The organism is Mesorhizobium sp. P2_F8 (assembly GCF_056403655.1).
Genome location: NZ_JBFUFB010000007.1, coordinates 220,540 through 247,230 on the forward strand (window position 1 = coordinate 220,540; position 26,691 = coordinate 247,230).

Consider the following 26,691-nt stretch of genomic DNA (forward strand, 5'->3'; position numbering starts at 1 on the left):
GCGCCCCGGTGGAGGGCTGGACACCGCGTCAGCGCTTCCAGAAATCGCGGTGCGGTGCGATTAGCTCGTCCGCGATTTCGGGGAAGGGGCCAAAGACCTCGATCTTTTTCTGGCCGGAGTCGAGTACGGTGCGCGAAGAGAGGCTCATCGTCGGGTTGTCCGCGTGATCCCCCGTGAGCGCCAGGAGCTTGCTCTCCTCGAAGCCGTAGACCAGCCGGCCGATATTTGCCCAGTAGAGCGTTCCGGTGCACATCGCGCAGGGCTCACCGGTCGAGACCAGCGTGCATTGCCATAGGAACTCCGGCTCGTAGGTCGCCGCGGCGCGCCGCGCGAGCTCGGTCTCGGCATGGCGCACCGTGTCGAGATTGCCCTGCCGCATCAGCACGTGATCGTCCGGCCCGACCAGCACGCAACCGAACGGATGATGCCCATGCGCCGCCGCCTCGCGCGCGACCGCGTCTGCGGATCGGAGGTGGGCGAGCATCTGATCTCGGGTCATGGCAAAATCCCCATCACGCCGACATCCGATGAGCGGCTCTTCGCGCCGAGATTGCGGCCAAAGCGACGCGATTGGCAAGAGCTAACCCGCTTGAGGGTCCACCTACTCCAAGGTCGGTGGCGCGGAGGCGAGCGCCGATCGGCTCGGACCTGGACAACGAGCTGATCTAACTTGGCAAATTGCGTGGCTGTGCTGGCGGTCTCAAGCGAACCCGTCTCTGGTCTCGGTTCCCTGAAGTACAGGGAAAAAACAGGGATTTTGGTGAAGGCATAGGCTTCCTTCGTGGTGAAGAGCGCCTCGCAGGCGATCAGATAACGGCTGGCGAAGTCGGTAATCGTCAGCGGATTATGAAAGTAACGACCGACCTTCGAGCCGTTGAGGAAGGGCCTACCGGCCCTTCCTCAACCTTCGCCCGTCACTTTAATTATGACCCCGCAGGGCGACAGGCGCAGTCCTGCGTGCTATCTTTAGCTTTTGATACGAGGGGTGCGTGTTTTGTCCGCTTCTCCAAAAGCTGGGAGCCGACGCTTCCAGCTCATCCTGATAAAGCCATCGCACTACGACGACGACGGATACGTTATTCGCTGGTGGCGAGCGATGATCCCGTCGAATTCGCTCGCCGCTGTCTATGGCATCGCTACCGATTGTGCGGATCGCAAGATCCTCGGTTCAGACGTAGCCATCGACATCATGGCGATCGACGAGACCAACACGCGGGTCGATATTCCGGCGCTGTTGGCGAAGCTCCGGCAGCACGACAATTTCGGAATGATCGCTCTGATTGGCGTCCAGTCCAATCAGTATCCCCGCGCGCTCGATATTGCTCGACCCTTCCGCGACGCGAAAGTGGCCGTCGCGATGGGTGGCTTCCATGTCTCTGGATGCCTGGCCATGCTGGACGGGAGCGCGGTCGAACTCGACGCTTGTCGAGAAATGGGCATTTCCATGTTTGCAGGCGAGGCCGAAGGCAGATTCGAAGCGGTACTGCGCGACGCTGCATCAGGCCATCTCGCGCCGCTATACGATTTCCTGAAGGACATGCCCGGCATTGAGGGCTCGCCGGTACCGTTCCTTCCTAAACAGTACGTCGAACACACTATGGGCCTCAGCACGAGTTTCGATGCGGGTCGCGGCTGCCCCTATCAATGCTCGTTCTGCACCATCATCAATGTGCAAGGTCGAAAATCACGCTTCCGCTCCGCAGATGACGTGGAGAAGCTGGTGCGGATGAACTGGACGCACGGGGTCCACAAGTTCTTCATCACTGACGACAATTTCGCGCGCAACAGGGAATGGGAAGCGATTTTCGATCGCCTCATCTCGTTGCGTGAGAAGGACGGCATCCCTCTCGGCCTCATGATCCAGGTGGACACGCTGTGCCACAAGATCGAGAACTTCGTGGAGAAGGCGAAACGAGCTGGTGTTACGCGCGTCTTCATTGGCTTGGAGAACGTCAATCCGGACAATCTCGCTGCGGCCAAAAAGCGGCAGAACAAGATTACCGAATACCGTAAGATGCTACTCGCCTGGAAGGCACAGGGCATCATGACTTTGGCGGGCTATATTCTCGGCTTTCCGTCGGACACGCCCGAGACGATCAGACGCGATATCGCGATCATACAGGAAGAACTCCCTCTCGACATAATAGAGTTTTTTAACCTGACGCCGCTGCCGGGGTCGGAGGACCACCAGGGCCTTTGGAGGAAGCGGGTCGAGATGGCATCCGATCTCAACGTCTACGACCTTGAGCATGTCTGCACAGCACATCCGAGAATGACCAGCCAGGAATGGGAGAACATCTACCAGGAAGCATGGTCGCTCTACTACACGCCCAAGCATATGCGTACGCTCTTGCGCCGTGCGGTCGCGACTGGCGTTCCACTCGGCAGTCTGGTCAAGCTCCTCGTGACGTTCTCAACCGTAGTCCCTCTTGAGAAGGTGCATCCGTTACAGACTGGTCTTCTGCGCCTCAAGCGGCCGTCGGAGCGGCGCCCCGGCATGCCCCGCGAAAACCCTTGGTACTTCTGGCCTCGATTCGTATGGGAAACTCTTCGGAAACACGCCGTCCTCGCCAACACAATTGTGCGTCTTATGGTAGCGGCACGTGCGATCTCGCGAAATTCTGCATCAAAGGATTACATGGATCAGGCGCTCATGCCGGTCGGTGATGACGGCGACGAGACACTCGATCTTTTCACAAAGACCGCTGGCGGCGACGCGGCGGTAACGCACATCAAGAAGGTCGCGGGATTGACGAGGGGCATTAAAGCCGCCTGACAGCGAGGCTTGGAGAAGTCCGCTTTGCCGAAGCCGAGGGCATCGCGATCGTCGGCGAGTTCGCGAAGGTCGAGACCGGCAAGGGCGCGGATGCGCTCGATCGGAGGCCACAGTTCGCCGCAGTGCGCCAACAGTCTGTCCAGAAGCGTCTCAATGACCACCTGGACCGCGCAATGTCGCTGATCACCGCGCTGGATCTCATGGAGTCCGATTGCGATCTGGGCAGCGTGCGCTATTTCAGTAGCGGTAGTAGTGCCTACGATGGTAATACCTGTGGTGGTAGTAGTGCCTATAGTTATAGTAGTACCTGGGATGATAGTACCTGTGATGATAGTACCTGTAGTGATAGTACCTGTGGTGATAATAATGCCTATGGTAGTAGTGCCTGTGATAATACACCGGTCGGTAATAGCCACCGCCGTAATACGGGTCGGGATAATACCCGCCATCGTAGTAGCCGCCACCGTAGTAGCCGTTGTTGAACATGCTTCCGATCAGGGCTCCTGCGACAAGTCCTCCCGGAAAGAAGTCATTGTAGCCGTCATATCCACGCCCATAGTAGCGGTGGCCATAGTAGCCACCTCTGTATCGCCCATAATTGCCGCCTCCCCAATGATTGTTGCGCCATCTGGCGCCCCGAACTTGGAAAACGTGGGGCTGCGCGCTTTGCGCCTGAGGAACGAAAATTGGTGCGGCATCAACTGGAACAGCGCTCGTTAGCGCTAACGCTGATATCAAGGCGGCGGCCATGCCGGTCAGGAACTTCATGATCAAGTCCTCGCTGATTGGGCACTATTTCTGGCTATCCACCAAACGTCGTCGTTGCGAAATAGTTCCAGACTGATGAGCCGCGCCAGGCTGCTCGTCATAAGCCGCTGACAAACCTAAACCTCGGACGGATTTCAGCGGGACGTCACGTCAGCCCGCCAGCGCCAGCCCGACCGCGACACCAAGGCCGAACACGATGCCCGCGGCGAACCTGCCGCCAAGGCTGATGGTGAGAGCCAGGGCGTTGCTGCCAATTTGGACCGAGGTCGCAAAACTGCTACCGACAGAAGGCCCGCTTCGGCGGGCTTTTTGTTGTGGTGGTCGCAGACGAAAAACCCGCTGCCGAAGGGGGAATGGCAGCGGGTTTATCTGAGCTAACCTTGGGGGAGGAGTTAGCTGGGTACCGGCATCGCATCTTGGGAGGAGTACCGGCTGCAGTACGTCGCCGCAATTGTGCGAAGGTCTTGCTGCCTAAACGAAGGTTTAGGTTTAGCCCCCCACTTCGATGGGGTTTCATGCCGCCATGGTGCTATCCATGTTGCTATCGCGATTCCCGCAACCATTACCAATCGTTACAAATCAATGGCTTAGGTTGCTAACGCTACACGGGCCCAGCAACATGATTTTTGGGGCGTTTGGCAGCTAAGTGTTTGAAATTGGTTGGCTGGGGTTCCTGGAAGCTTTTCGAACTTTCTGGGTCGCGCCTCAGCCCGAGTTGCGGGTGCTTATGGACAAAGTAGGATACTAGATTCGGCTTTTGATAGTGCGGAAGGCATCGACTTCCTGAGTTCTCTGCGGTCTGAACGGCAACTTTGCGCCCAATGGTAGTCGTTCCGACTAGTGGTACAGTTTCCTAAAAGCGGACGCTCAGACAGCAGTCACGTCGCCTTCGCCGCGTCCGCTGGCGTCGTCCTAGCTTGGTGGCCGTTTTAAAGCACCGAGCGGCCGAGACTTAGGGCTCCTTCCACGTCGCCCGGAATATCCTCGACCAACATGGAAATCGCAGCACTGATTTCGATCGCGACCATGGCTTGTTCGGTCACATTGCTGTCGGCGGCATGTTTGACAAGCAGCATGCCATATTCTTCGCTTTCGGCCTTGAGCCTTTCCGCTGCAGCCAATGGGTCAGCCTCCAAAAAGCAGCGATCTACAGCCAGACGCCTGACCAGCCATTCAATTGCGCAAAGCCGATCATGTCCCTCTGGAAATCCTACCATGTTTCACGCCCCCCTGGCTCAGGTCTTTCTTCTGGCTCCAGGGAACTCAAGTGGCGAAATGGCGGCATCTCTGGGACCGAACGTGATGTCTACCCAATCGTCATCCTCTGGATGACTGTCGACGAATTCGATCTTCGTGATTGTTCTGCCTTCACTGACGAATTGGGCAAACATCTCGTGCACATACTCCTTGATTACGGTCTCCTGTTCAGGCTAACCACATCCTAGGCAGCGGCGCCGCCAATACCAGCCAGCAGCCTTCTCGGCGTCGAAGGCCGCCTTTTCAAAGATGCCCTGTTTCCCGTACCAAATCACCGTGTAGGCCATTGCGAAAACGCTCCCTCGGCAGGCTAGCTGAAGCCCGGTTGACGCGGCCCGCAGCGGCCCAAGGAACGCCGGCCCTAAACGATTGTTCCCCATCCGCCAGAGGCGCGGGCTTTTCCCGAAAAGTTGGAAGGGGTCGTTTATTTCTTCGGCGTCTGGGGTGGCGATAGCGTGACATAAGGTGTCCTCGGCTCCTTGCCGGGCTCCCGGTAAAACGGGGCCAGCTCGCCGGGTGGTCCGAGCGACTTGATGTAGAGATAGATGGAACGCAAGTCGCTTTCGCTCATGGCTTTGACTTGGTACCAGGGCATCGGAGGCAGATTGACCTTGTTCTTGAGGTGGTCGACCCATTTGTCCTCGTTAAAGCCCATCGCCGAGTCCCTGAGGTTTGCTGCGTAGGTCGTCCCCCATGGACCCTGCCAGCCAATGGAAGAGCCTTTCAATGCTTTCTCCGGGTCGATTTTCCCATCGGCTTCACGGTATCCTTCCGTGTGGCAGAAATGGCAGCCGCCTATGATCGAAATATACAAACCGCGTTCGATGGAAGCCTCGTCTGCCGCCAGTAGGCTGGATGGCACGATGCACAGAGCAACGGCTGCACACAGATCGATTGTTCGCATATTCCGCCGCCCTCCCCATGACTGAAACCCGATAGGTGAATAGCGGCCCGACAGTCTCTCGGGGTGACCTACTAGCTGCCTGGCCTCACCGGCTCTGTCACTGCCGGCTGGCATAATATTAGCAGTTTCTTATAGGACCGCTCGTGCTAATTTTGGAGGCGAACGAACCGCTGCAACCAGGAGAACTTATCTCCACAGGAACGCTGACCGAAGCAATGCCGGTCAGGGCAGGGGACGTATGGAGCGCAAGGTTTGGCGGAATTCCGGTGTCGCCCATAAAGTTGAGGATAGAATAGCTCAGACCGAGCACCCCAGGCTACTTCTCCGTTAGACTTCTTATAACGAAGAGCCGATCAGGCACTGTGTCCCCCCTAAGCCAATGTTGCTACGCTTGGGCGGGAGCGCAGCACTCGATAATCGTCCAGCCGCGAGCCGCAAGTGTCTCGACCTCCCCTCGCCGAATGTATCCTTGCGCATCGCCAGAGACAGCAAGTGGGTCGGCGGGTCAGTGCGACATAATGGAGCTTGAGGCGCCAGAGCATGCGGGGGTCTTTGAAGACCTGCCTGCCCCTGCGGTTTTTCGAAGATCCGCCCGATTTCGTGCCTAGCAACCACTGTTGAGCTCGCTCAGGTGGTGGTTGTGGGGAGCACGAAGGCCTGATCACCTGCGCCTGGCGACCCCTAGCGGTCATTCGATCCAAGCAAGATCAATTCTTGCCTCGGGATGGGCACGGCCGCCATGTTTCAACGTCTGACGACAGCCGTACTTCCCCTAACAATCAGCCTGATGGCGAGTTCGCGATGTCTCAGATGCAGTCGCTGCGACGGCGATGCCAAGATATAGTCGGCGGCAATCCGACCCATGTCGCGCGCGGGCACCTCCAGTGTAGTCAGTTCCGGCGAGGTCAGTTCCGCAATCTCCAGATTGTCGAACCCGACAACCGAGACCTCCTCCGGGACTGCGATGCCTTCGGCGCGGCAGTATTTGATGGCGCCGGCGGCCAAGATATCACTGCCGCAGAATACCGCGGTCGGTCTTCTGGCGCCGTCCATCAGCCGCTGCATGCAGGTGCGGCCGTCATCCAGTCTGTAGGCTCCCTCCACGACCGGAACCAAGCCTCGATCGATGCCTGACCGTTCGAGTTCATTCAAGAAACCGTCGCGGCGTCCTGCAGCGCGATCATTGTCCTGGGTGATGCCGGCGATCATCCCGAATTTGGTGTGGCCGAGGTCGAGCAGGTAACGGGCGGCTGTCCGTCCGGCCTTTTCGTTGTCGAACCCCACGGCCGCACCCGCCTCTGTCGCCTTTGACGTGTAAGTGTACACATAGTTGATGCGCTTCTGTTCGAACATGGCCAGAGTGGCTGGCCGATGCGTTGACCCGACAAGAACCACAGATTCGACGCCGCGCTCGACCAGCAGACGTGCCTGCTCGTATTCAAGATCGATGTCGTAGCCCGAGGTGTTGATGATGAGCGAAACGTCTTTTTCGGAGAGCCGCGCCTGAAGTCCATCGACCATCGTGGCATAGATGGCGTGGTCCAATGTGGGGATGATCGCGCCGACCAACCTTGTCCGGGTCGACCGCAGAGCTCTGGCGGAACCATTGGGCACGTAGCCGAGATCGCGCGCCGCCCGGACAACACGGTCCCGCACGACCTCGTTCACGTTGGGGTTGCCATTGAGCACGCGGGAGACGGTAGCCGGCGAACAGTTCGCAAGCCTGGCCACATCAATCAGCTTTGCGCCGCCATCCTCGATATCCATTGAGCCTCGAATCCGACGGTTTTCGAGAAACCGTTTTCCTGATGACACACTTCTTTTCTGAAGGCTACACCATCTTTCTTTGAGAAAGCGTTTCAAATTAGGCTTGACAGCTATAAGAAAAGGCGTGAAAACGATTTCACAAATGCGCAACTTATAGCGCAGAACCAAGGGAAGAGAAATGCTCAGCGGCATCAAAGTCGTCAGCTTCTGCCATTTTCTGCAGGGTCCTGCAGGCGCCCAATATCTCGCCGACATGGGAGCGGATGTCGTCAAGGTCGAACCTATCGATGGCGCCCATGAACGCCGCTGGTCGGGTGCTGACGTTTACGTGGAAGGAGTCAGCGGCTTCTATCTCTGCGCCAACCGCAACAAGCGCTCCATCGGCATTGATCTGAAGAGCACCGAGGGCAAGCAAGTCGCCCGACGTCTGATCGCCGGCGCCGATGTGGTGATGGAGAATTTCCGGCCGGGCGTGTTCGCCAAGCTCGGCTTTGACGATGATGCACTCCGGGACATCAATCCCAATCTGATTTTCGCCTCGGCGAGCGGTTTTGGCGCAACAGGCCCGATGGCGACGAAGCCCGGCCAGGATCTTCTCGCCCAGGCGCGTTCCGGCCTAATGAGCGTCACCGGAACTCCGGAACGTGGCCCCACGCCGGTCGGTGCGGCGATCGTCGACCAACATGGCGGGGCATTGCTGGCGATGGGCATTCTGGGTGCGCTGGTGCGCCGCTTGCGGGATGGCAAGGGGACTCGTGTCGAGGCAAGCCTGATCAACTCGGCGATCGACCTGCAGGGCGAGGCGCTGGTCAATTACTTCGCCGGCGGCATGACCCGCGAGGTGCTCAACCGCGAGGCGAATCTGGCGACGTGGTTCCATGCCGCGCCCTACGGTGTCTATCCTGCCTCCGATGGCCATGTGGTGGTGTCGCTTTGCGATTCTTCCGTGCTGGCCGAAGCGCTCGACAGCGACGGTCTGCGCGAGGTAGTCGGTGTCGACCGCTACGTCGAACGCGATGACTATGCTCGCCGGCTCGCCAGTGCCACGGCCCGGTTCGCGGTGGCCGAACTCGCCGAGCGCTTTGACCGCCATGGCATCTGGTGGGCGCCCATCAATTACTATGACGATCTGCTGGCCGACGCGCAGCTCAGCCACGCGCAAGTGTTCCGGCAGGTGAACGTGCGTGGCCGAACGATCCACCTGGTCAACCATCCCAACCGCTACGACGGCGAGGTGCCCGCGCTGCGATACCTCGCTTTGGAGATCGGCGAGCACACGCGCGAGATCCTGGATGAGCTTGGCTATGCCGATGACGAGGTTCAGCGGCTGCTGGCGTCGAAGGCCGTGATCGCATCCCGCGAAAAGGACGATGCAGTGGCAAGGAAGGCTTCGTGATGCTGGAACAGGTCTCCCCGGCTGCAATCGGTGTTGCTGTGCCCGAGCACGCAGCCTCCATCAACCGCGGACTTGCCATTGTGACGGGTGGCCGTCGCGGCATCGGCCGAGCCATCTGTTGTGAACTCGCGCAGGCGGGTTTCGATATCGCTGTGGTCGACATAGTCGACGATGAGAATGCCAGCGAGACAGTCAACCTTGCCCGCACGCACGGACGAAATGCCGCCTTTTATCGCAAGGACATATCCGAGACCTCGGACAATGCGGCGTTGATAGAGCGCATTGAAGCCGATCTGGGGGCAACCACGTGCCTGGTCAACAACGCCGGCGTCCAGGTTTCCGTGCGCGGCGATCTTCTCGATGTTACCGAGGAGAGCTTCGACCGGCTGGTCGGCATCAATCTGCGCGGCACGTTCTTCTTCACCCAGGCCGTAGCGCGCGCGATGATTTCCCAGCCGCAAGCCCGGCTCGAACGCTCGGTGGTGACGATCACCTCTGCTAACGCAGGCTTGGTCTCGCCGGAAAAGGGGCCGTACTGCATATCCAAGGCCGGACTGTCGATGGCTTCCCAGCAGTTCGCCATTCGTCTGGCGGACGCAGGCATCCGAGTGCACGAGATTCGCCCAGGCCTGATCCAGACCGATATGACCGCCGATGTCTACGATAAGTATTCGGGGCAGGTCGAGGCCGGACAACTCTCGGCAATCAGGCGGTGGGGGCAGCCCGAAGACATCGCCCGCGGCGTGGCGACGTTGGCCATTGGCGGCATGCCCTTCAGCACCGGGGACATCTACCACATCGGCGGCGGCATGCAGATGCATCGCCTGTGAGCTTTTTTTGAGGGATCGAGAAAACGATTTCTCGAATTGGGAGACGACGTGATGAAGGACGCAGTTCTCGAAATGCGCGGCATCCACAAGCGCTTTCCGGGTGTGTATGCGCTGAACAATGTCAGCTTCGCCGTCAGCAAGGGAAGCGTGCACGGCGTCATCGGTGAAAACGGGGCCGGCAAGTCGACATTGATGCGCGTCCTGTCTGGCGCGTTCTTGGCCAACGAAGGTGAAGTGGCCATCGACGGAGATGTGGTGGCGGCGCCGACGCCTGAGCGGATGCTCGAGCTCGGAATCGCGGTCATCTATCAGGAGCTTGCCCAGGCTCCGCATCTTACGGTGGCTGAAAATATTTTTCTCGGTCGCCTGCCGAAAACGCGTCTGGGCACGATCGACTGGCGCCGGGCGAAAGCCGCAGCTCAGGATGTGCTCGACAGGCTTGGCTTCCGTGTCGATCCGGCAGCGCGCATCGACACGATCAGTGTCGCGCAGCGCCAGATGGTCGAGATAGCCAAGGCGATTGCCCGCGAGGCTCGCATCGTGGTGCTCGATGAGCCGTCCGCTGTTCTCGGCGACTCCGAGCTTGAACATCTTTTCAAGACGATCCGGCGGCTGAGCAGCGAACACGGCGTCTCGTTCATCTACATCACCCATCGCCTCAAGGAGCTCTATGAGATTTGCGACGAGGTCACCGTGCTTCGGGATGGCCAGGTCGTTGCCTCGATGCCGCTTGGCCAGACGACCACGGCCGATCTCATCCGCCATATGGTCGGGCGCGAATTCAAGGACGTATTTCCACCGCGCTCGCAGCCCGGCGACGAGATCCGCTTAGACGTACGCAACCTATCGCGGAACGGCGTGCTGAAGGATATCTCCTTCAATGTCAGGCGCGGCGAAATCGTCGGCATCTGCGGTCTTGCCGGAGCGGGCCGGACCGAGGTGCTGCGCGCTATCGCCGGCGCCGATCCGATCGACGGCGGCGAGATCAGGATCGACGGCCAAGTGGTCGCTATCGACGGGCCGCGTCGGGCACTTGCGCATGGCGTCGGCCTGCTGCCCGAGGATCGCAAGACAGAGGGGCTGTTCCTCGACCAGTCGGTGGCATTTAACGTCACCGTTTCCCAGATGGCGCCGTTGACCCGCAGTGGCCTGATCAGTGGCTGGCGCGAGCACGAGGCTGTCTCCCTGTTCATCCAGCAGATGCGCATCAAGACGCCGAGCCCCAGCACCAAGGTCCGCACCTTGTCGGGCGGCAATCAGCAGAAATGCGGCATCGCCCGTCAACTGCATGCGGGAACGGAAATCCTGCTGGTCGACGAACCGACGCGCGGCGTCGACGTGGCAGCCAAGCGCGAAATCTACGACCTGCTCGCCGAACTGACATCCAAGCGCGGCGCAAGCGTCGTGATGGTCTCGTCGGAATTGCCGGAAATCCTTGGCCTCTGCAATCGCATCATCGTCATGCGCGAGGGCGCCATCTCGGCGGTTCTAGAAGGCGAGGACGCAACCGAGGAAACAATCATGGCCCATGCGGTTTGGCAGTGAGGAACGACATGAGCACGCGCAGCTATCACCAATTTATCGGCGGGCGGTTTGTCGATGGTTCGGGTTCCGGTTCGATCGAGCGCCGGTCGCCGGCCACAGGTGACGTGGTCGCCCGCTATGCCGATGGCACGCCCGAAGATGTCGATCTTGCCGTCGAGGCGGCGCGCATCGCCTTTGAGGAAGGGCCGTGGCCGCGTATGAGCGGCATGGAGCGCGCCGAGGTCCTGAACCGTCTTGCCGATCTGATCCGCACCAACCGCGACCGGCTGGTCAGGATTGAGGTCGAGGAGGTCGGCAAGCCAGTTCGTTTTGCGCGCGGCGATATTGATGGTGCAGCCGGCCTGACACGCTATGCAGCTTCGCTGGCCATGCAGATGGCGGGCCTGACCTACACGAACATCGGCGATGGCAAGACGGCGCTGATCAGCCGCGAGGCAGTGGGCGTCGTGGCGCTGGTCACGCCATGGAATTTCCCGGCGCTGATCCTGGCGCAGAAAGTCCCGTTCGCTCTGGCTGCCGGCTGCACTGTGGTGCTGAAGCCATCGGAGTTCACGTCAGGCTCAGCCTTCGAGATCGCCGCGCTGGCGAGCGAGGCCGGCGTGCCGGCCGGCGCCTTCAATGTCGTCAGCGGTTATGGCGCAACCGCCGGCGACCACCTGACCGGGCATGCGGGCATCGACTTCGTTTCCTTCACCGGTTCGACGCGCACCGGCAGCCGTGTGGTCGGCAACACGTCCCGTCATCTGGTCAAATCCTCGGTCGAACTGGGCGGCAAATCGGCCAATATCGTCTTTGCCGATGCGGATCTGGACGCCGCGGCGGACGGCGCGCTGATGGGCGTGTTCTTCAACAATGGTGAGTGCTGCGTTTCGGGTTCTCGGCTGTTCGTGCAGTCCGCCATCGCCGACGACTTCATCGCCAAGGTGGTCGCGCGCTCCCGCAAGATGAAGGTCGGCGATCCGTTCGACGACGACACGGATGTCGGCGCGCTGATTGATCGCAACCATCTGGCCAAGGTGACCGGCTTCGTCAAAAGCGGGATCGAGGAAGGCGCCCAACTGGTGCTCGGCGGAAACGCAGCGGCAGGGGCGGTCGGTCATTTTCACGAGGCGACCATTTTCGACCGGGTCGAACCGCATATGACCATCTTCCGCGAAGAGATCTTTGGCCCGGTGCTCAGCATCACACGGTTCGATACGGTGGATGACGCGGTGCGGTTGGCCAATGACACTGCCTATGGTCTGTCCAACTACATCTGGTCGAAGAATATCGACACAGTCCTGACCGTCGCCAAGCGGCTGAAAAGCGGCTGGGTGCAGGCCAACACAATCATTGACGGTGCGCCGCAGCTGCCGCTCACCGGGGTGAAGGGATCCGGCTTCGGCTACGAGATGGGCCAGGCGGGCTTTGAAGAGTTCACCCAACTCAAGACGCTTCTCATTCAGACCGGGCCGCGCGCTCCGGTGTTTCCGGTCTGAGGCGGGTGATGACCATTCCGCGCCTCATCGTCACCGATGTCGACCGCACCTTGCTGACGCATGACCATGCGTTGCCGCAGCGTGTGGCAGACGCGCTTCGCGAGGCGCGAGAGGCTGGCATCACGATTGTTCTGGCAACGGCGCGCTCGCCGCTCGGGGTAAAGCCCTATGCGGAGAAGCTTGGGATTGCAGGCCTCGCCATCTGCTTTAACGGTGGCTGGATCGGTAATGTCTCGACCGGCGTTGCGCTGTCCGAGCAGCGGATCGGTCGCACCGATGCGCTGTACACCATGGCCACGGCGCAAGCGGCGGGCGTTCGACCGATGTGGTTCACCGGCCAAGCCATTCACGCACTTGCCGAAGACCCGATCATCGCACGCGAAGCCGGCGTGACCGCAGAGCCTTTGATCGTGGCGAAGGCGCTCGAAGACCTACCGGGGGAACCGGGCAAGATCATGTGTGTCGCCGCGCTGCCCACAGACCGTGAAGCCTTTGGAGCTCTGCGCGTGCAGCTTGGCGGGTGCCTGTCGGTATCGGGTTCGCATCCACGTCTGCTCGAGATCGGTCCGCTCGGCATCTCCAAGAAGACTGCCATCGCGACCGTTGCGGCCGAACTCGGAATGGCGGCGCAGGACTGCGCCGCGGCCGGCGACGCCGAGAATGATCTCGAGATGCTGGCCTGGGCCGGAACGGCGGTCACGGTCGAAAACGCGGTCCCGGAAGCCAAGCGGCTCGCGCATTTCGTTGGACCATACTGCGACGAGGGCGGGCTGGCCGATGCGGTGGCCTGGCTGCTGCAACAGCAATCGACCCTCGCAATGGCGCACGAATCGGGAGGAAGGAATGGCTGAGATGACAACGGGACAGGGATTGGCGTCGATCCGGCCGGGGTCGGTGGGTCGGTTGCGAGGCTGGGCGCAAAGCCTTGGCCTGCTCTGGGTCCTGATCGTGTTGTGCGCCTTCGCGGTGTATCTGTCGCCGAGCTTCATCCAGACCGGCAACATGTTGAATGTCGGCCGCCAGGTCGCGCTGTTTGGCATCGTCAGCGTCGGCATGACCTTCGTCATTCTGACACGCGGCATCGATCTTTCCGTCGGTTCCATCGTCGGTGTCGTCGCGGTTGCCACCGCGCTGATGCTCTCATCTGGCGTTCCAATCCCGCTGGCGATGATTGCGGCGCTGGGGATGGGAGCCCTGTTCGGCGCCATCAACGGAGCTGGCGTCGTTTTCTTTGGCATGCCGCCCTTCATCATGACCCTCGGCACGCTGGTGATGGGGCGCGGCATTGCCATGACCATTGCCAACGGCGAGCCGAAGACGCTTGGCGATGCTTCGGATGCCTTCTCCTATCTGGGCAGCGGTTTTCTCTTCGGCATTCCCGTACCGATCTGGATCTTCGTTGCCATAGCCGCCGCGGCTTTCGTTGTCCTGCGACACACGCCTTTCGGTCGCCAGATCTACGCGGTCGGTTCAAACACCGAGGCGGCGCGGCTTGCCGGCATCAACGTGCCGCGCGTGCTGATGTCGGTCTATGCCATCTCCGGCGTGTTGTCGGCGCTGACCGCCCTGGTTTTCGTCTCGCGGCTGACCGTTGGTGAGCCCACCGCCGGCACCAATCTCGAACTCGAGGCCATCTCGATTGTCGTCATCGGCGGCACCAGCCTGTTTGGCGGCGAAGGCGGCGTCATCGGCACCGTGATCGGCGCCGCAATCATTGCTGTCATGGCTAATATATTGAATTTACTAGGCATATCGCCATTCACGCAGCAGATCGTGAAGGGCGCCATCATCATCGCCGCGGTGATGTTCGAGGTCTACCGTCACAAAAGACGGTCCTGACATCCATGCGCGGCAGCACTTGCCAGACGGGCCGGCCGTCGCGCTTTGGAGCCTGAAACGAAAAACAATGGAGGAGTGAAAAAATGACCAGTCGCAGACATTTCCTACGCACCACAGCACTTGCCGCCACCCTGGTACTTGGCGCCATGATGCCGGGCGCGGTCCTGGCTCAGGACAAGATCAAGATCGGCTTCAGCCAAGGCACCATGAACCATCCTTGGCGCGTCGCCATGGTGGAGGGCAACAAGAAGTACGCCGCTGAGCATTATCCGGATGTCGATCTCATCGTTACCGACGGCAACAACGATGCTTCCAAGCAGGTGGCAGACGTCGAAAGCCTGATAGCACAAGGCATCAAGGTGCTGATGATCTCGCCGCTGACCGAGCAGGCACTGACCCCGGTCGTCAAGGAAGCAATGGATGCCGGGATCAAGGTTGTGACTCTCGACCGCAAGGTCAACACGCCTGTGACTGTTCATGTCGGCGGCGAGAACCTGCCGCTCGGCGTTGGCGCGGGCGAATTCCTTGCCAAGAAACTGAATGGCAAGGGCAACATCATCGAGTTGCAGGGGACGGCTGGGGCATCGGCCACCATCGATCGCAACAAGGGGTTTGCGGAAGCGATCGCAAAGCACCCGGACATGAAGGTGGTCGCATCGCAGAACTGTGACTACACCCGCGACAAGGCGGTGAAGTTCATGGAAGACATGGTGCAGCGGTTTGGTCCAGGCCAGATCCAGGCGGTATACGCGCACAATGACGAAATGGCACTCGGCGCAATCCAGGTGCTGGAGGCCGCCGGCCGGCTCAATGAAGTGGCGGTGGTCGGTATCGACGGCCAGGAGACGGCTTTCGAGGCGGTCAAACAGGGCAAGCTCGCCGCAACCTTCGTTTATCCGTTCGTGGCGCCGGAAGGCATCGAGACCGCTTACAAGGTGGCCAAGGGTGAAGAGGTCCCGGAGACGATCACCTTGCCGACGGTTTCAGTGACCCCGGACAACATCGCCGACATGATCGGCAAGGGCTTCTAAGTCCTCCCTGGGCAACGGGACGCCGCACTGACGCGGCGTCCCGAATTTCAAATAGGATCTGAATGATGAGCGACAAGAAACCGTTTGCTGCCCACGGCGTCATTCCCGCGTGCCTGATGCCGTTCACCACCGATCTGGCTGTCGATGAGAGCGCATACCGCAAGCACCTCGCTGACGTCTCCTCGGTCGAAGGCATTTCCGGCATCACCATCAACGGTCATGCGGCCGAAGTGCACGCGCTCACCATCGACGAGCAATACCGCGCGATAGTGGTAACCAAGGATGTGTTGCAGGATCAGGTTCCGACCATTGTCGGTGTCTACACAAACTCCAGCCTCGAGGCCGCGCGCATCGCCGCTTATGCTGATCGGGCGGGTGCCGACGCGCTGCTGGTTTTCCCGCCGGACTTCATGACGCTCGGTGGGCATCTGCGCCCAGAGATGATCGTCGAGCATCTGAAGCGCATCACCGATGCTTCGAACCTTCCTATCATCCTGTTCCAGTATCCGCTGGCATCGAACCTTGCCTACCCGCTGCAGACATTGCTCGACCTCTGCCGTCGTTTTCCCTCGATCGTCGCGATCAAGGACCAGTGCGGCGATGGCAATTTGCATGAACGCCAGATCCGCGAATTGAAAGCGCTCGACCGTCCGGTCAACACCCTCACCACCCACAGCGCCTGGCTGCTCGGCTCGCTGGCGCTTGGCTGCGACGGGCTCTTGTCGGGCGCCGGCAGCGTCATCGCCAGCCTTCAGGTTGCGCTGTTTCGCGCCGTGCAGGCGAACGATCTCAAGACTGCCAAGGCGATCAATGACCGCATCTATCCGACGGTGCGGGCCTTTTATGACGCGCCGCTTCTCGATATGCACAATCGCATGAAAGAGGCGCTGGTGGTGCTCGGGCGACTGGACGAAGCTCACGTCCGGCCCCCACTGATGAAGCCAAACCCCGCCGAGATCGAGAAGATCCGGGGACTGCTGAATGCTGCCGGATTGAGCGCGGAGACGCTTTACAGGAAGGTCGCCTGATCGATGATGGACCGCCTCGTTCAGGCAGTGGAACCGGCGCCCGGCATCCGACTGCTGACGCTCAACCGGCCGGACAAGCTGAACGCGTTGTCCAAAGCGCTGCTGGCCGAATTGAGCCACCTGCTCTCTGGCTACGACGCCGACACGGAGGTCGGCTGCGTGGTGCTGACGGGTGCCGGTCGCGCCTTTGCGGCAGGCGCCGACATCTCTGACATGCTGGAACGCGGGGTCGCCTCCTATGCCGACCCGGAACGGCTGGCATGCTGGCGCGCCATTGAGGGCTTCACCAAGCCGATTATCGCCGCCGTGAATGGCTATGCGCTGGGCGGGGGGCTGGAGCTTGCGCTGCTGTGCGACATCGTCATTGCCTCGCAAGCAGCTCAATTCGCGACTCCTGAAATCAAGATCGGCTCGTTTCCCGGCGATGGCGGCACGCAGCGTCTGCCACGCCTCGTCGGCAAATCCTTTGCCATGCAGATGGTCCTGACCGGCGACATGGTCGATGCGAGCCTCGCCGAGCGCAAAGGATTGGTCAGCGAAGTCGTGGAGGCCGACAGGCTCCTGCCACGGGCGCTGGAGATCGCCGCTGCGATCGCCGCCAAGTCGGTTGCCATCACGCCCTATGCCAAGAAGGCCGTTCTGGCAGCATTCGAAACAGAACTGCAAAGCGGGCTCGAGATCGAGCATCGGCTGACTGTCGAGGCATTCGGCAAGGAGGACCGGATTGAAGGGCTGCGAGCCTTTGCCGAGAAACGGGCGCCGGCCTTCAGGGGCAAATAGGATTTAGGAGCAATGTCCGCGGTCGGGTTTCGTCGCGCTGACGGGAAGGCGCCTTCGGGCGAGTGGAGGCAGACTATGTGGGATTACATCATTGTCGGCGCGGGCTCGGCCGGTTGCGTGCTGGCAAACCGCCTGTCCGAGGATCCTGACGTCAAGGTCCTGCTGCTGGAGGCTGGCAGCCGGGATTGGAACCCGATGATCCATATTCCTGGCGGCATCGGTAAGCTGTTTGGGCCGGGCGTCAACTGGCGGTTCCACACGGTGCCGCAGAAGAACCTCGACAACCGCTCCATCTGGTATCCACAAGGCAAGACCCTTGGCGGCTCAAGCTCGATCAACGCGATGATCTACATCCGATGCCAAAAGGAGGACTACGACAATTGGGCAGCACTCGGAAATGACGGTTGGGCTTATGAGGATGTCTTGCCCTATTTCCGTAAATCCGAGGACAATGATCGGCTCGCCAATCGCTATCACGGGCAGGGCGGTCCACTTGCAGTTTCGGATCAGGTCGGCCCGCACCCATTGACCCGGGCCTTTGTCCGCGCCGTGCAACAATATGGCCTGCCGTTCAATCCCGACTTCAACGGCGACACCATGTATGGCGCCGGCTTCTACCAGGTCACCTGTCGCGATGGCCGCCGCCGCTCGTCCGCTGTTTCCTATCTGCATCCCGTCAGCAGGCGGCCCAATCTGACAGTCAGGACCCATGCCCGGGTCACAAGGATCGTTGTCGAGAACGGCCGCGCCGTCGGCGTCGAACTGTCCGAGGGCAAATCGCGGAAAGTGTTGCGGGCCGAAAACGAGGTGATCGTATCGGCAGGAGCCATCAATTCGCCGCGCCTGCTGATGCTGTCCGGTATCGGACCGGCCGACGAGTTGAAAGCTCTCGGGATCGCGACGATCGCCGATCTCAGCGGTGTCGGGCGGAACCTCCAGGATCATCTCTGCACCAACGTCCATCTGACGCTCAAGGACCCGATCAGCTATGACGGCCAGGATCGCTATCCCAAGGCGCTCCTGCACGGCATTCGCTGGCTGCTCTATCGCAATGGCCCTGCCGCCTCGGTGATCGTTGAGGGCGGCGGCTTCTTCCAGAGTGAGGGAGCGAAGCGGCCCGACCTTCAGATTCACATCGCGCCAGCGATGGTGGTGCGCGGCGGCCAGACGCGGCTCGACGGGTATGGTTTTACCATCAACTCGACATTCCTTCGGCCACGTAGCATCGGCTCGGTGAAGCTGCGCTCGTCGAACCCCGCCGGCGAGCCGCTGGTCGACCCCAACTATCTATCCGATCCCTACGATCGCGGCATGGCACTGAAATCAGTACGGATCATCCGGGAGGTGCTGGCGCAAAGTGAAATCGCGAAGTTCGTCAAGGTCGAACGGCTGCCTGGGCCGGCTGCGAAGACCGACGAGGAACTGATGGCCTACATCAGGCAGTATGCCTGCTGCGACTATCACCCTGTTGGCACCTGCAAGATGGGCGTCGACGAAACCGCAGTCGTCGATCCCGAACTGCGTGTGCGCGGACTCGACGGGTTGCGGGTGATCGACTCCTCGATCATGCCAGTCCTGATCAGCGGCAACACGAATGGGCCGACGATGATGATCGGCGAAAAGGGCGCCGATCTGATCAAGGGCGTCCGGTCTGCGCATGCCCGCCACATGATCGCAGCCGTTGCGTAAGTCTTCGGAGACCAGGCCGATGCAATTTCTTGTTTTGTCTCGACGCCGAACGGACCAATTCAGCGACGCTGATTTCGAACAGCTGGTACCCAGCGAGGGGGCACAGGCCCGCCATCTCTATAGCATCGGCTTCACGCGCCAGATCTGGCATCGCGGTGATATGCCCGGTGCGTGCCAGATCGTCGAGGCGAGGGACGAGATCGAGGTTCGCGAGATGCTGGCGACGTTGCCGCTGGCGAGGGCGGGGACGCTTGACTTCGAAATCGTCCCGCTGAAACCCTACGCTGGTTTCAATCTGCCATGAGGCCCACTGTTGTTCCTATGCAGTCGCACCGAGGTCCGATTATGGCGCGACGCGTCAGCAACGTCGTTGCGGCTGAGATGGGGTCGCCAGCAAAATGGCGCCTTTCCCGCTAGTTAATTCTGGAACCGGACCGCCTGCTTTCGGCCCAAACCGGTCGTCAGATAGTTCTACAATTCGCGATCGACTGGGGTTCCTGGAAGCTTTTCGAACTTTCTGGGTCGCGCCTCAGCCCGAATTGCGGTTGCTTATGGAGAAAGCGGGATACTAGATTCGGTATTTGGATAGCATTGATGGCATCGACTTCTAGCACGTGCGCCAGATAGCGCGTGAGCACGAACTGCCAGCGTGCTACGTTTTTTGTCGGCGGCTTTGCTTCCATACCGGACCTAGAGTTCAGCTCACTGCGTTGGCTCTAAACTAGATATTCTCGCACTGTTGGAAAAGGTGCAGTACCGCTAGTGGAGCGTTATCCGAACAATAGAAATCCGCACGCAGTTTCCATACACCAACACCGGAGAATGCCGTTTGGCCAGGTGGCATTCGCGGACTATGCGGAAAACGGTCGTTTGCCGAACACAGTTGGTAGAGGGAAACGAACCCGAAACAAACCTTCTCTGAATCTGTGTGATCAATGGGCACCATTGGTACAGTTCAAGACCTAGCTCTGGACGTCCGAAATGCGCCTCTAGGTGAACTCGTCTCCGCCCCAGAAGCAGACGTCGTGGATGGCCATTCAGCCGGACCGCTCGCTTGGCCAGTTCGTAGCCACGCTTCGGGGCCAGAACCCGATGACCTTGCATCAGGGCGAAAATACTACGATATCGGAGACCAAACGCCGTCTGATTGGCTCGCGCCAATTCAGCTGTTCCCACCCATACTGGCGCGATGAATGACCTTCCAACCCGACGATATGGAATCAGAAAGGCTGGTTTCAGTCCGTAGACAGTCATGAAGCGAACGTCAGGATCCGGTCAGATCCTGACGTTGCCCACGCCGCTCATTAATGTCCGCTCGCGAAGATTTGCATCCAGAAGCTGCGAGTCTGCCAGCGGCCCAAAGCTGTCGGTCAGCGATGCGCCTCAATGCAGTCTTTCAGGGCCTCTCAGTGCTATCTCCAAACCAGACATTTCCAGTTTATTGCGGGTCATGCGCGCCGCTCAAGGTTCAATCGCTAGTCTTCAGAATCGCACCGTCTCCAGCGACGAAGATTGCAATTAGGCTCGCGCTTTCGGTGCTACTGGCATTCTCGCTGACTAGATGTTCACTGCCGGCAGGCTCAAAAAAGGTCTCGCCTGCTTTGTAGGTTTTTGAGGGGCCGGTCGCAGAGTTTTCAGAACGGATCGTTCCCGACAACACGTACGCTAGCACCGATCCCGCGTGGTGATGCTTGCCGGATTTGCCGCCTGGCGGGTAGTCGACGCGCAGGACGGTCAGTGTCTGTCCGGGAAGGTTTGGCAATTTTCCTGCAAAGACTGGAGAGACTTTGTCGTCGTCTGCGTGGACAGTAAGGGTGTACCCTAGGCAAAGGGTCACACTTGCCGCGACGATCGTAAGTTTTCTTTTAAGGCGCATCGGATCTCCATCAGTTGCTAATGTTGAGGACAATCTTGCCGTCTGCGCGAGGTCGCGTTCCCTCGAGCATTTCATGGGCCAACTCCGCCTCGCCAAGGGAGAGGACTGTGCCCACGCGTGATCTGATCGAACCGCTGTCGATGAGGCCGGCGATCATATCCAGACATTGCGTCGTCACATCGACCAGGAAGAACGACGCGCGGACCCTGTAGCGGGCTGCATCGGCCTGGTCGGGAACCGAAACGGCGGAGATCAGACAGCCGCCTGGCTTGAGAACCTGGAATGAGCGACGCTGAGTATCTCCGCCCACCAGATCGACAACCGCATCAACGCCGCTAACCTTTGTTTCGAATTGACGGGACTGGAAGTCGATCACCTCGTCTGCACCGAGTTCGCCGAGGTAGGCGAGGTCTCTGGCACCGCCTGTCGCGATAATCCGCAATCCGGCCTGCCGTGCGAACTGAACAGCGAACGAACCAACGTTGCCTGCCGCGCCATGAACCAGCACGGTGTGACCGCGTTGCAGCTGGGCGTGGTCGAAAAGCGCCTGCCATGCGGTAACGGCGATCACTGGCACCGCCGCAGCCGTGACGTCCGTCACGCTGCCGGGCTTCCGCGCAAGCATGCTAGCCGATGCGACGGCGAACTCGGCATATGCTCCCGTGAACTGCCTGTTTGTGACGCCAAACACAGAGTCGCCGACCCGGAATGCCTCGACGCCCTGTCCAACCGCCTCGACGAGCCCGGATAAATCCGATCCAAGCGTCAATGGCAGGGGCTGCGGCAATGCACTCTTGCCGGCACGTATCCAACCGTCCCACGGTCCAACACCGGCGGCTGCCACCTTTACGAGAACTTCTCCCGGGCCGGGCCGTGGGCGGGCAATTATCTCCAGCGTTATGACTTCGGGTGGACCAAACCTGTGGACGCGGCAGGCCTTCATAGTTGGCATATAGGCGGATGGCGGCGATGACCTATCCTCGTCCATCGGACTATTGCCGTTCCTGGAACGAGATCGGATAGGCCTCGTTGCGCAGCGTCAGCATCGGATCGGCAGGATCGATCCCAGAATGTGGCTGGCCGGGCAGGAACAGCGTACCTTTGTCTGCAGCCGCCTGATCGGCGACGATCTTCGTGATTGTAATCGAACCGAGTTTTACCAGCCTGCGCTGCTCAGGCCAGGCGATTGATGGATCTTCTATCTTGTCACCGTCCTCGGCAATCTGTGCATACCAGTCGAAGCCTATCGGCTGCGCAGCGATGCGCTCGAGAATCTCCTCGCGGAGATAATTGGGTCCTTTGGTCGCGAGATCCGCGGCTGTTAGGTAAAGTTCGCCGGCCTGCGGAATGAGCCGGTAGCGCACGTGCACGGCCTTGCCGGCGGCATTTTTATAGGTGAAAGCGTTGACGCCAAAAAATGCCGTAGTGGCGTAAGATGCTGGCGGCGGCTTTTGCGTCGACACGAAAGTCTTGGCGATCGGATGTGTCTCTAGGAACTGTTCGATCGGGTTTGGGTGAGCCACTCCCGGGCCGCTTGCGCCGATGTCGCGCAGGAATACCGCGAACTCATCGCTGGTGGCGACCGGAAACCCATTGAAGCTGTGGGACACGACATCGACCTCGTCGCCGTCTTCTGCTTTGATCTTGAACGCGAAGCCGCGCGGATTGGCTGCGCCAATCGTGTCGGGAATCTCGGGTATGCCTGTGAAGTCGGAAAACCGGGCGACCACCGGCAGACTTTTTCCGGAGAAGATCAATGCCTGGCTGAGCGTCTCGGCTTCCGCAGATGCGGTGAAAGTGCCTTCCAGCAGGATCCCCTTGGCGTGGACGGCGCGAGCATGATGCTCGCCAAATGCTGAATGCAGGGCGTTGACCAGATCCTGCGCTGATTGATTTGGCGGAATTGGCGGTGCCGCAGGGGCTTCCGCCGCTAACGTGGTTCTGCTCACCGCGGCCACTACCAGTGCGGCGGCTCCAAGCCACCTAGTGAGGCGCCTACCAATTTTGGTTTTCTTTTGCACGAAAATCCTCCCTGACCGTGCTGAGCGCACGCAATCGGGGCAATCCTCGTTCCTCCGTTTTCAGCCGTATTGCCCGTTTTCGTTGCACTTGGCGAATTTGCGCACGAAGCTCTGCTTAGACGAGGCGATCTGTCGAGTCATGCTTCCTACGCCGCCAAGCGCCTGGAGATATGCCGACAAGGCGGCTGAAGACGCGGGTGAAGTGGCTCTGGTCAGCAAAGCCGCAGGACAGCGCAATCGCTACAAGCGACATCCCGGTGTTAGTGAGCGCATTCTTGGCTCGGTCGACGCGCCGTTGCAGTAGCCAACGGTGTGGCGGCAGGCCGGTCGAAGCCCGAAAGGCGCGGGCAAAATGGCTGGGCGACAGCCCGCATTCATACGCCAGCCACTCGGGGGAAATATCGCCCTCGATATGCGCATCGAGAATTTCCATGGCACGTCTCAGCTGCCAAGGTGCTAGTCCGCCACGGGCCGGCAGGGCTTTCATCGATCCGTAGCGGTGCGCGACATGCGCCACGACGGCCAACGTGACATAGTCGATGAATAGCCGGCTTGCCTGATCCGGTGCACTGAATGCTGGCATCAAAGCAGCGCTTAGCGCCTGCATAACGGGATCGTCTGCGCCGCGGCCATGCTCATGGACGAGATCTCCGATACGCGCCACGCCGGCATTATCCGCAACTGCGTTAAACGCCGCGCGCGGGATATAGAAATGCAGCGCGTCCATTGGATTGTTGACGAGCATAACAGGGGCAAGCCTCAGGTCGATGAACGTCGTTTGTCCGGCCAGCACTGGCGCCTCCCGAACAGCTTTGCCGTCCTCCCAGAGGCGGAAGCTTGGATTGTCCAGCATGACGTAGCTTGCAAAATAGGCGTCTACCACCGGCTGGGGGTCCGACAATTCATTGGTTGGTGAATATTGCCGCAAGTAAGTTGCGGCTACCTCCGATTTGCGAAGGGTTTTCGATACCAGTGCTGGGGCTTCTTTTGCCCCGAAACGCTTGGCGAATTCTCGACCGTACGCTTCGCCGCTCCTCATCAAAGCCCTAGCCCCGGCGAAACGTGCATAGTCCACCCTGCGAAAAACCAGACTCCCAGCTTACACAGGATTTAGCTCGCCTGGCGAATTATCAGCGCGCGCTGCTGATTTAGCCGGCGGCGTGAACGTTTTAATACAGGTTTCGCAAGGATTTGGGTGCGTCGGAGCCGACATGGCCTACCAAGCTGATAGCGGCTGTAGTTTCTTCCTCGGAGCCGAGGCCGGCTACGACAGCGGCGATGCCTTCACCCTCAATGTTCGCGGCGGATTGCAGATACCCCCTAGGCGCCAACCACATTGACCCAAGAAGGAAAAGGAAGTTCACCAGTTGCAAGGGCGATGAGATGTGATGGCGAACCGGTCATACCGGGAGCTGGGATAACCCGTGCGAATGTCGTGGGCGTCATTGCCCGCAAAGCAGAGTGGGACCTGACTCGCGGATACCATCAAGGCCAGCGGTCAACATGAACGACTGCATCAACAGGCCGGACAGAAGACCGCACCTGACCCAATCGTCAAAACGTCAAATCACCCCTTGCATCGCGGGAGCCATCCACAGAAGACATTGCCGGCGACGAGGCTTGACGGTCGCGGTCGCGGCGCAAGGATCAGTCGAGGCTGATCCGCGTTCCTTGGCGCCGTTGAGCAGCCGCTGGGGCACCAACAATCAATCCGCCCCGCAGGCATTCAACCGGCCCCGCCAGCAAGACTGAAGCCTGCTCGACGTATGTAACCGCGAGCCCAGGCCTCGCATCAGCCAGAATCTCCTGGACTTGGCGGAGGGATGAAGATGCGCCCGCCAGTCGATTTCGACCTCGCCCTCGTCCAATCGGTCACGCCATATGCGCAGCGAATACGGCGAAAGATGCAGCGCAGCGGTGTATTCGCGAACGCCATGCCGCTCCAGTTCATGGCTTCAACATGCATGGCCCAGAACGCCTGGACACCACGGTTGCGAACATCCGCGCTTATCGCAAAGCGCCGCCGAGTTCCCTTTTTCTGCCGCTTCGCTCGCTCTTCCAGGCGCTTCTGACGGCGCAATTCCGCCTGCTTACGGGCCGCGTCGTTGCCCGCAAAGTACTTCAGCCAGCGATCAAGCGTGTCCTTCGTCAGGCGATGCACGCGGCAATATTCCGTCCGGGTCAGACCGCTGCGCTGCCACGCCTCGACGTGAACCACCCAATAGGATTGCCGCGCCTTGTTCTCGAAATGTCTCAAATTCACCGGAGATCCTCCATGCTACGAAGGAGCCCGACATGTCGCGCAAATGCACTACTCAATCTGGGTGCAGAGACCGGACGCTTACATACAACCGATTAAGATTGCCGCCCGTAATCGGGGCGGTCGCATGGAAGGGCTGCAAAGCTGTGTGTCAGCCGCGGCTCCGCTGGCGATGGTCGGCAGTTCGGCGGCACATTCTGCACCTGTCAAACAGCGCAGGAGGCGGACGATGGAATTCTTTTGTGGACTGGACGTGGCGATGGACGAGACAGCGGTTTGCGTCGTCGACGACGAGGGCGCGGTGCATCTGGAGGCGGCGGTGGTGACCGATCCGGAAGCGATCTTCGGAATCCTCAAGCCCTTTCTCGGGCGACTTCGCCGCGTCGGCCACGAGGCAGGCTCGCTGTCGCCCTGGCTGCATCCGGAACTCAAGAAACTTGGCCTGCCGGCCATCTGCCTGGAGACGCAACACGTGCGCGCCGCGATGTCGGCGCAGCGCAACAAAACCGACAAGGCTGATGCACTCGGCATCGCCCACATCATGCGCACCGGCTGGTTCCGCCAGGCTTATATCAAGTCGGAAAGCTGCTATCGAACGCGGCTTCTGCTGACCCACCGGCGCAATCTGAAGGCTAAGTTCCTCGACCTGGAGAACGCCATCCGCCATTCGCTGAAGTCGTTTGGCATCCGTCTGGGCAAGGTCGGACGCGGAGCCTTCGATCTGGCGGTGCGGGTGGCAGTGGCGAACGATCCGCTGTCGAGCGAGCTGATGGACGCGATGCTGTCGGCGCGCGCGGCACTGTGGAAACAGTACTGCCGCCTGCACGATCTCGTCGTCAAAACGGTGGCGCGCAGCGAACCGTGCCGGCGCTTCATGGCCATCCCCGGCGTCGGTCCGGTGACGGCGCTTTCGTTCATGACGGCGATCGACGATCCCACCCGCTTCCACCGCTCGCGCGACGTCGCGGCCTATTTTGGCCTGACCTCGCGGCGCTGGCAGTCAGGCACCTCGATCGACGTTCAGGGCCGCATCTCCAAGGCCGGCGACGCGGACGTGCGGCGCGCACTCTACGAAGCGGCGTCAGGTTTGATGACGCGCTTCAAGGGCAAGGACAGGGTCAAGAGCTGGGGCCGGGACATCGCCAAACGCTCCTGCCACCGCAAAGCCTGTGTCGCGGTGGCACGCAAGCTGGCGGTGATCATGCACGCCATGTGGAGCGATGGAACGTTCTACGTCGGCGATCCGGCCGCGAGTGAGGACGCCGCCGAGCGGCGCGCCCATGTCAAGGACCGCAAGCTGCTGGGAGCGCATCGATGAGCAGTGCGGCGGCATTTGAAACGCATGGCGCCGGCCCGCTGACCGACGCCATCTGAACAAGGGAGATCCGCTCCGGCGGATGAGGACCGATGCAGACCAGGAACGACGGAACGCACGTTATCCTGCCT

23 protein-coding genes are annotated in these 26,691 nt (G+C 60.3%); 13 read left to right on the forward strand and 10 right to left on the reverse strand.

From position 1 onward, the window contains the following. Positions 1-28: 28 nt before the first annotated feature. Positions 29-499, reverse strand: a complete 471-nt coding sequence (locus tag AC1DZP_RS19035) for a nucleoside deaminase (protein ID WP_477304510.1) — start codon at positions 497-499, stop codon at positions 29-31. 495 nt (positions 500-994) lie between these two features. Between AC1DZP_RS19035 and AC1DZP_RS19040 the strand changes: the two genes are divergently transcribed. Then, on the forward strand, positions 995-2,776 hold the full coding sequence (locus tag AC1DZP_RS19040; protein WP_477304828.1) for a B12-binding domain-containing radical SAM protein: 1,782 nt from the start codon (positions 995-997) through the stop codon (positions 2,774-2,776). Positions 2,777-3,013: 237 nt separating this feature from the next. Here the strand turns inward: AC1DZP_RS19040 and AC1DZP_RS19045 are convergent, their stop codons facing one another. The 4 genes from AC1DZP_RS19045 to AC1DZP_RS19060 form a co-directional block, all read right to left on the reverse strand. After that, on the reverse strand, positions 3,014-3,544 hold the full coding sequence (locus AC1DZP_RS19045; RefSeq protein ID WP_477304512.1) for a BA14K family protein: 531 nt from the start codon (positions 3,542-3,544) through the stop codon (positions 3,014-3,016). A 929-nt stretch (positions 3,545-4,473) separates the two neighbouring features. Further along, positions 4,474-4,665 (reverse strand): hypothetical protein, encoded by a 192-nt coding sequence (locus AC1DZP_RS19050; protein ID WP_477226041.1) that lies wholly within the window; start codon positions 4,663-4,665, stop codon positions 4,474-4,476. 560 nt (positions 4,666-5,225) lie between these two features. Continuing rightward, positions 5,226-5,705, reverse strand: a complete 480-nt coding sequence (locus AC1DZP_RS19055; protein ID WP_477226043.1) for a hypothetical protein — start codon at positions 5,703-5,705, stop codon at positions 5,226-5,228. Between the two features lie 744 nt (positions 5,706-6,449). Continuing rightward, positions 6,450-7,664 carry a LacI family DNA-binding transcriptional regulator gene (locus AC1DZP_RS19060; RefSeq protein ID WP_477226044.1) on the reverse strand — a complete coding sequence of 405 codons (1,215 nt, stop codon included), beginning with the start codon at positions 7,662-7,664 and terminating at the stop codon, positions 6,450-6,452. Here AC1DZP_RS19060 and AC1DZP_RS19065 point away from each other — a divergent pair. From AC1DZP_RS19065 to AC1DZP_RS19115, 11 genes are all read left to right on the forward strand, one after another. After that, positions 7,651-8,868 carry a CaiB/BaiF CoA transferase family protein gene (locus AC1DZP_RS19065; protein ID WP_477304514.1) on the forward strand — a complete coding sequence of 406 codons (1,218 nt, stop codon included), beginning with the start codon at positions 7,651-7,653 and terminating at the stop codon, positions 8,866-8,868. The two genes, AC1DZP_RS19060 and AC1DZP_RS19065, sit on opposite strands and share 14 nt — an antisense overlap. After that, positions 8,868-9,698, forward strand: coding sequence for a 3-ketoacyl-ACP reductase (locus AC1DZP_RS19070; RefSeq protein WP_477304830.1), 831 nt, complete (start codon positions 8,868-8,870; stop codon positions 9,696-9,698). Before AC1DZP_RS19065 ends, AC1DZP_RS19070 begins: the two co-directional genes overlap by 1 nt. A 51-nt stretch (positions 9,699-9,749) precedes the next feature. Then, complete coding sequence (locus AC1DZP_RS19075; RefSeq protein ID WP_477304516.1) at positions 9,750-11,243, forward strand: sugar ABC transporter ATP-binding protein; 1,494 nt, start codon at positions 9,750-9,752, stop codon at positions 11,241-11,243. An 8-nt stretch (positions 11,244-11,251) separates the two neighbouring features. Further along, positions 11,252-12,721, forward strand: a complete 1,470-nt coding sequence (locus tag AC1DZP_RS19080; protein WP_477304518.1) for an aldehyde dehydrogenase family protein — start codon at positions 11,252-11,254, stop codon at positions 12,719-12,721. Between the two features lie 8 nt (positions 12,722-12,729). Then, positions 12,730-13,572: a Cof-type HAD-IIB family hydrolase gene (locus AC1DZP_RS19085; protein WP_477304520.1), complete on the forward strand. Its 843-nt coding sequence runs from the start codon at positions 12,730-12,732 to the stop codon at positions 13,570-13,572. Further along, positions 13,565-14,560 (forward strand): ABC transporter permease, encoded by a 996-nt coding sequence (locus AC1DZP_RS19090; protein ID WP_477226049.1) that lies wholly within the window; start codon positions 13,565-13,567, stop codon positions 14,558-14,560. Before AC1DZP_RS19085 ends, AC1DZP_RS19090 begins: the two co-directional genes overlap by 8 nt. A gap of 83 nt (positions 14,561-14,643) precedes the next feature. Then, the gene (locus tag AC1DZP_RS19095) at positions 14,644-15,591 is read left to right on the forward strand and encodes a substrate-binding domain-containing protein (protein WP_010909835.1); all 948 of its coding nucleotides are present in this window, start codon (positions 14,644-14,646) and stop codon (positions 15,589-15,591) included. 65 nt (positions 15,592-15,656) lie between these two features. Then, positions 15,657-16,619, forward strand: coding sequence for a dihydrodipicolinate synthase family protein (locus AC1DZP_RS19100; protein WP_477304522.1), 963 nt, complete (start codon positions 15,657-15,659; stop codon positions 16,617-16,619). 3 nt (positions 16,620-16,622) lie between these two features. Next, entirely contained in the window at positions 16,623-17,399 is a 777-nt protein-coding gene (locus tag AC1DZP_RS19105) for an enoyl-CoA hydratase-related protein (RefSeq protein ID WP_477304524.1), read from the forward strand. A 75-nt stretch (positions 17,400-17,474) separates the two neighbouring features. Beyond that, entirely contained in the window at positions 17,475-19,088 is a 1,614-nt protein-coding gene (locus AC1DZP_RS19110) for a GMC family oxidoreductase (RefSeq protein WP_477226052.1), read from the forward strand. Positions 19,089-19,107: 19 nt separating this feature from the next. Next, the gene (locus tag AC1DZP_RS19115; protein WP_477226053.1) at positions 19,108-19,392 is read left to right on the forward strand and encodes a muconolactone Delta-isomerase family protein; all 285 of its coding nucleotides are present in this window, start codon (positions 19,108-19,110) and stop codon (positions 19,390-19,392) included. A 1,164-nt stretch (positions 19,393-20,556) separates the two neighbouring features. On the opposite strand, the gene AC1DZP_RS19120 is transcribed toward AC1DZP_RS19115, so the two are convergent. From AC1DZP_RS19120 to tnpA, 5 genes are all read right to left on the reverse strand, one after another. Continuing rightward, complete coding sequence (locus AC1DZP_RS19120; RefSeq protein WP_477304526.1) at positions 20,557-20,964, reverse strand: cupin domain-containing protein; 408 nt, start codon at positions 20,962-20,964, stop codon at positions 20,557-20,559. A gap of 10 nt (positions 20,965-20,974) precedes the next feature. Then, positions 20,975-21,907 carry an NADP-dependent oxidoreductase gene (locus tag AC1DZP_RS19125; RefSeq protein ID WP_477304832.1) on the reverse strand — a complete coding sequence of 311 codons (933 nt, stop codon included), beginning with the start codon at positions 21,905-21,907 and terminating at the stop codon, positions 20,975-20,977. Between the two features lie 49 nt (positions 21,908-21,956). Further along, on the reverse strand, positions 21,957-22,985 hold the full coding sequence (locus AC1DZP_RS19130; protein WP_477304527.1) for a catalase family peroxidase: 1,029 nt from the start codon (positions 22,983-22,985) through the stop codon (positions 21,957-21,959). Positions 22,986-23,100: 115 nt separating this feature from the next. After that, positions 23,101-24,024 (reverse strand): helix-turn-helix domain-containing protein, encoded by a 924-nt coding sequence (locus AC1DZP_RS19135; protein ID WP_477304529.1) that lies wholly within the window; start codon positions 24,022-24,024, stop codon positions 23,101-23,103. A gap of 753 nt (positions 24,025-24,777) precedes the next feature. Further along, complete coding sequence (tnpA, locus tag AC1DZP_RS19140; protein WP_477304531.1) at positions 24,778-25,248, reverse strand: IS66 family insertion sequence element accessory protein TnpA; 471 nt, start codon at positions 25,246-25,248, stop codon at positions 24,778-24,780. A 226-nt stretch (positions 25,249-25,474) separates the two neighbouring features. Between tnpA and AC1DZP_RS19145 the strand changes: the two genes are divergently transcribed. Beyond that, complete coding sequence (locus tag AC1DZP_RS19145) at positions 25,475-26,563, forward strand: IS110 family RNA-guided transposase (protein ID WP_477304533.1); 1,089 nt, start codon at positions 25,475-25,477, stop codon at positions 26,561-26,563. Positions 26,564-26,691: the final 128 nt, after the last annotated feature.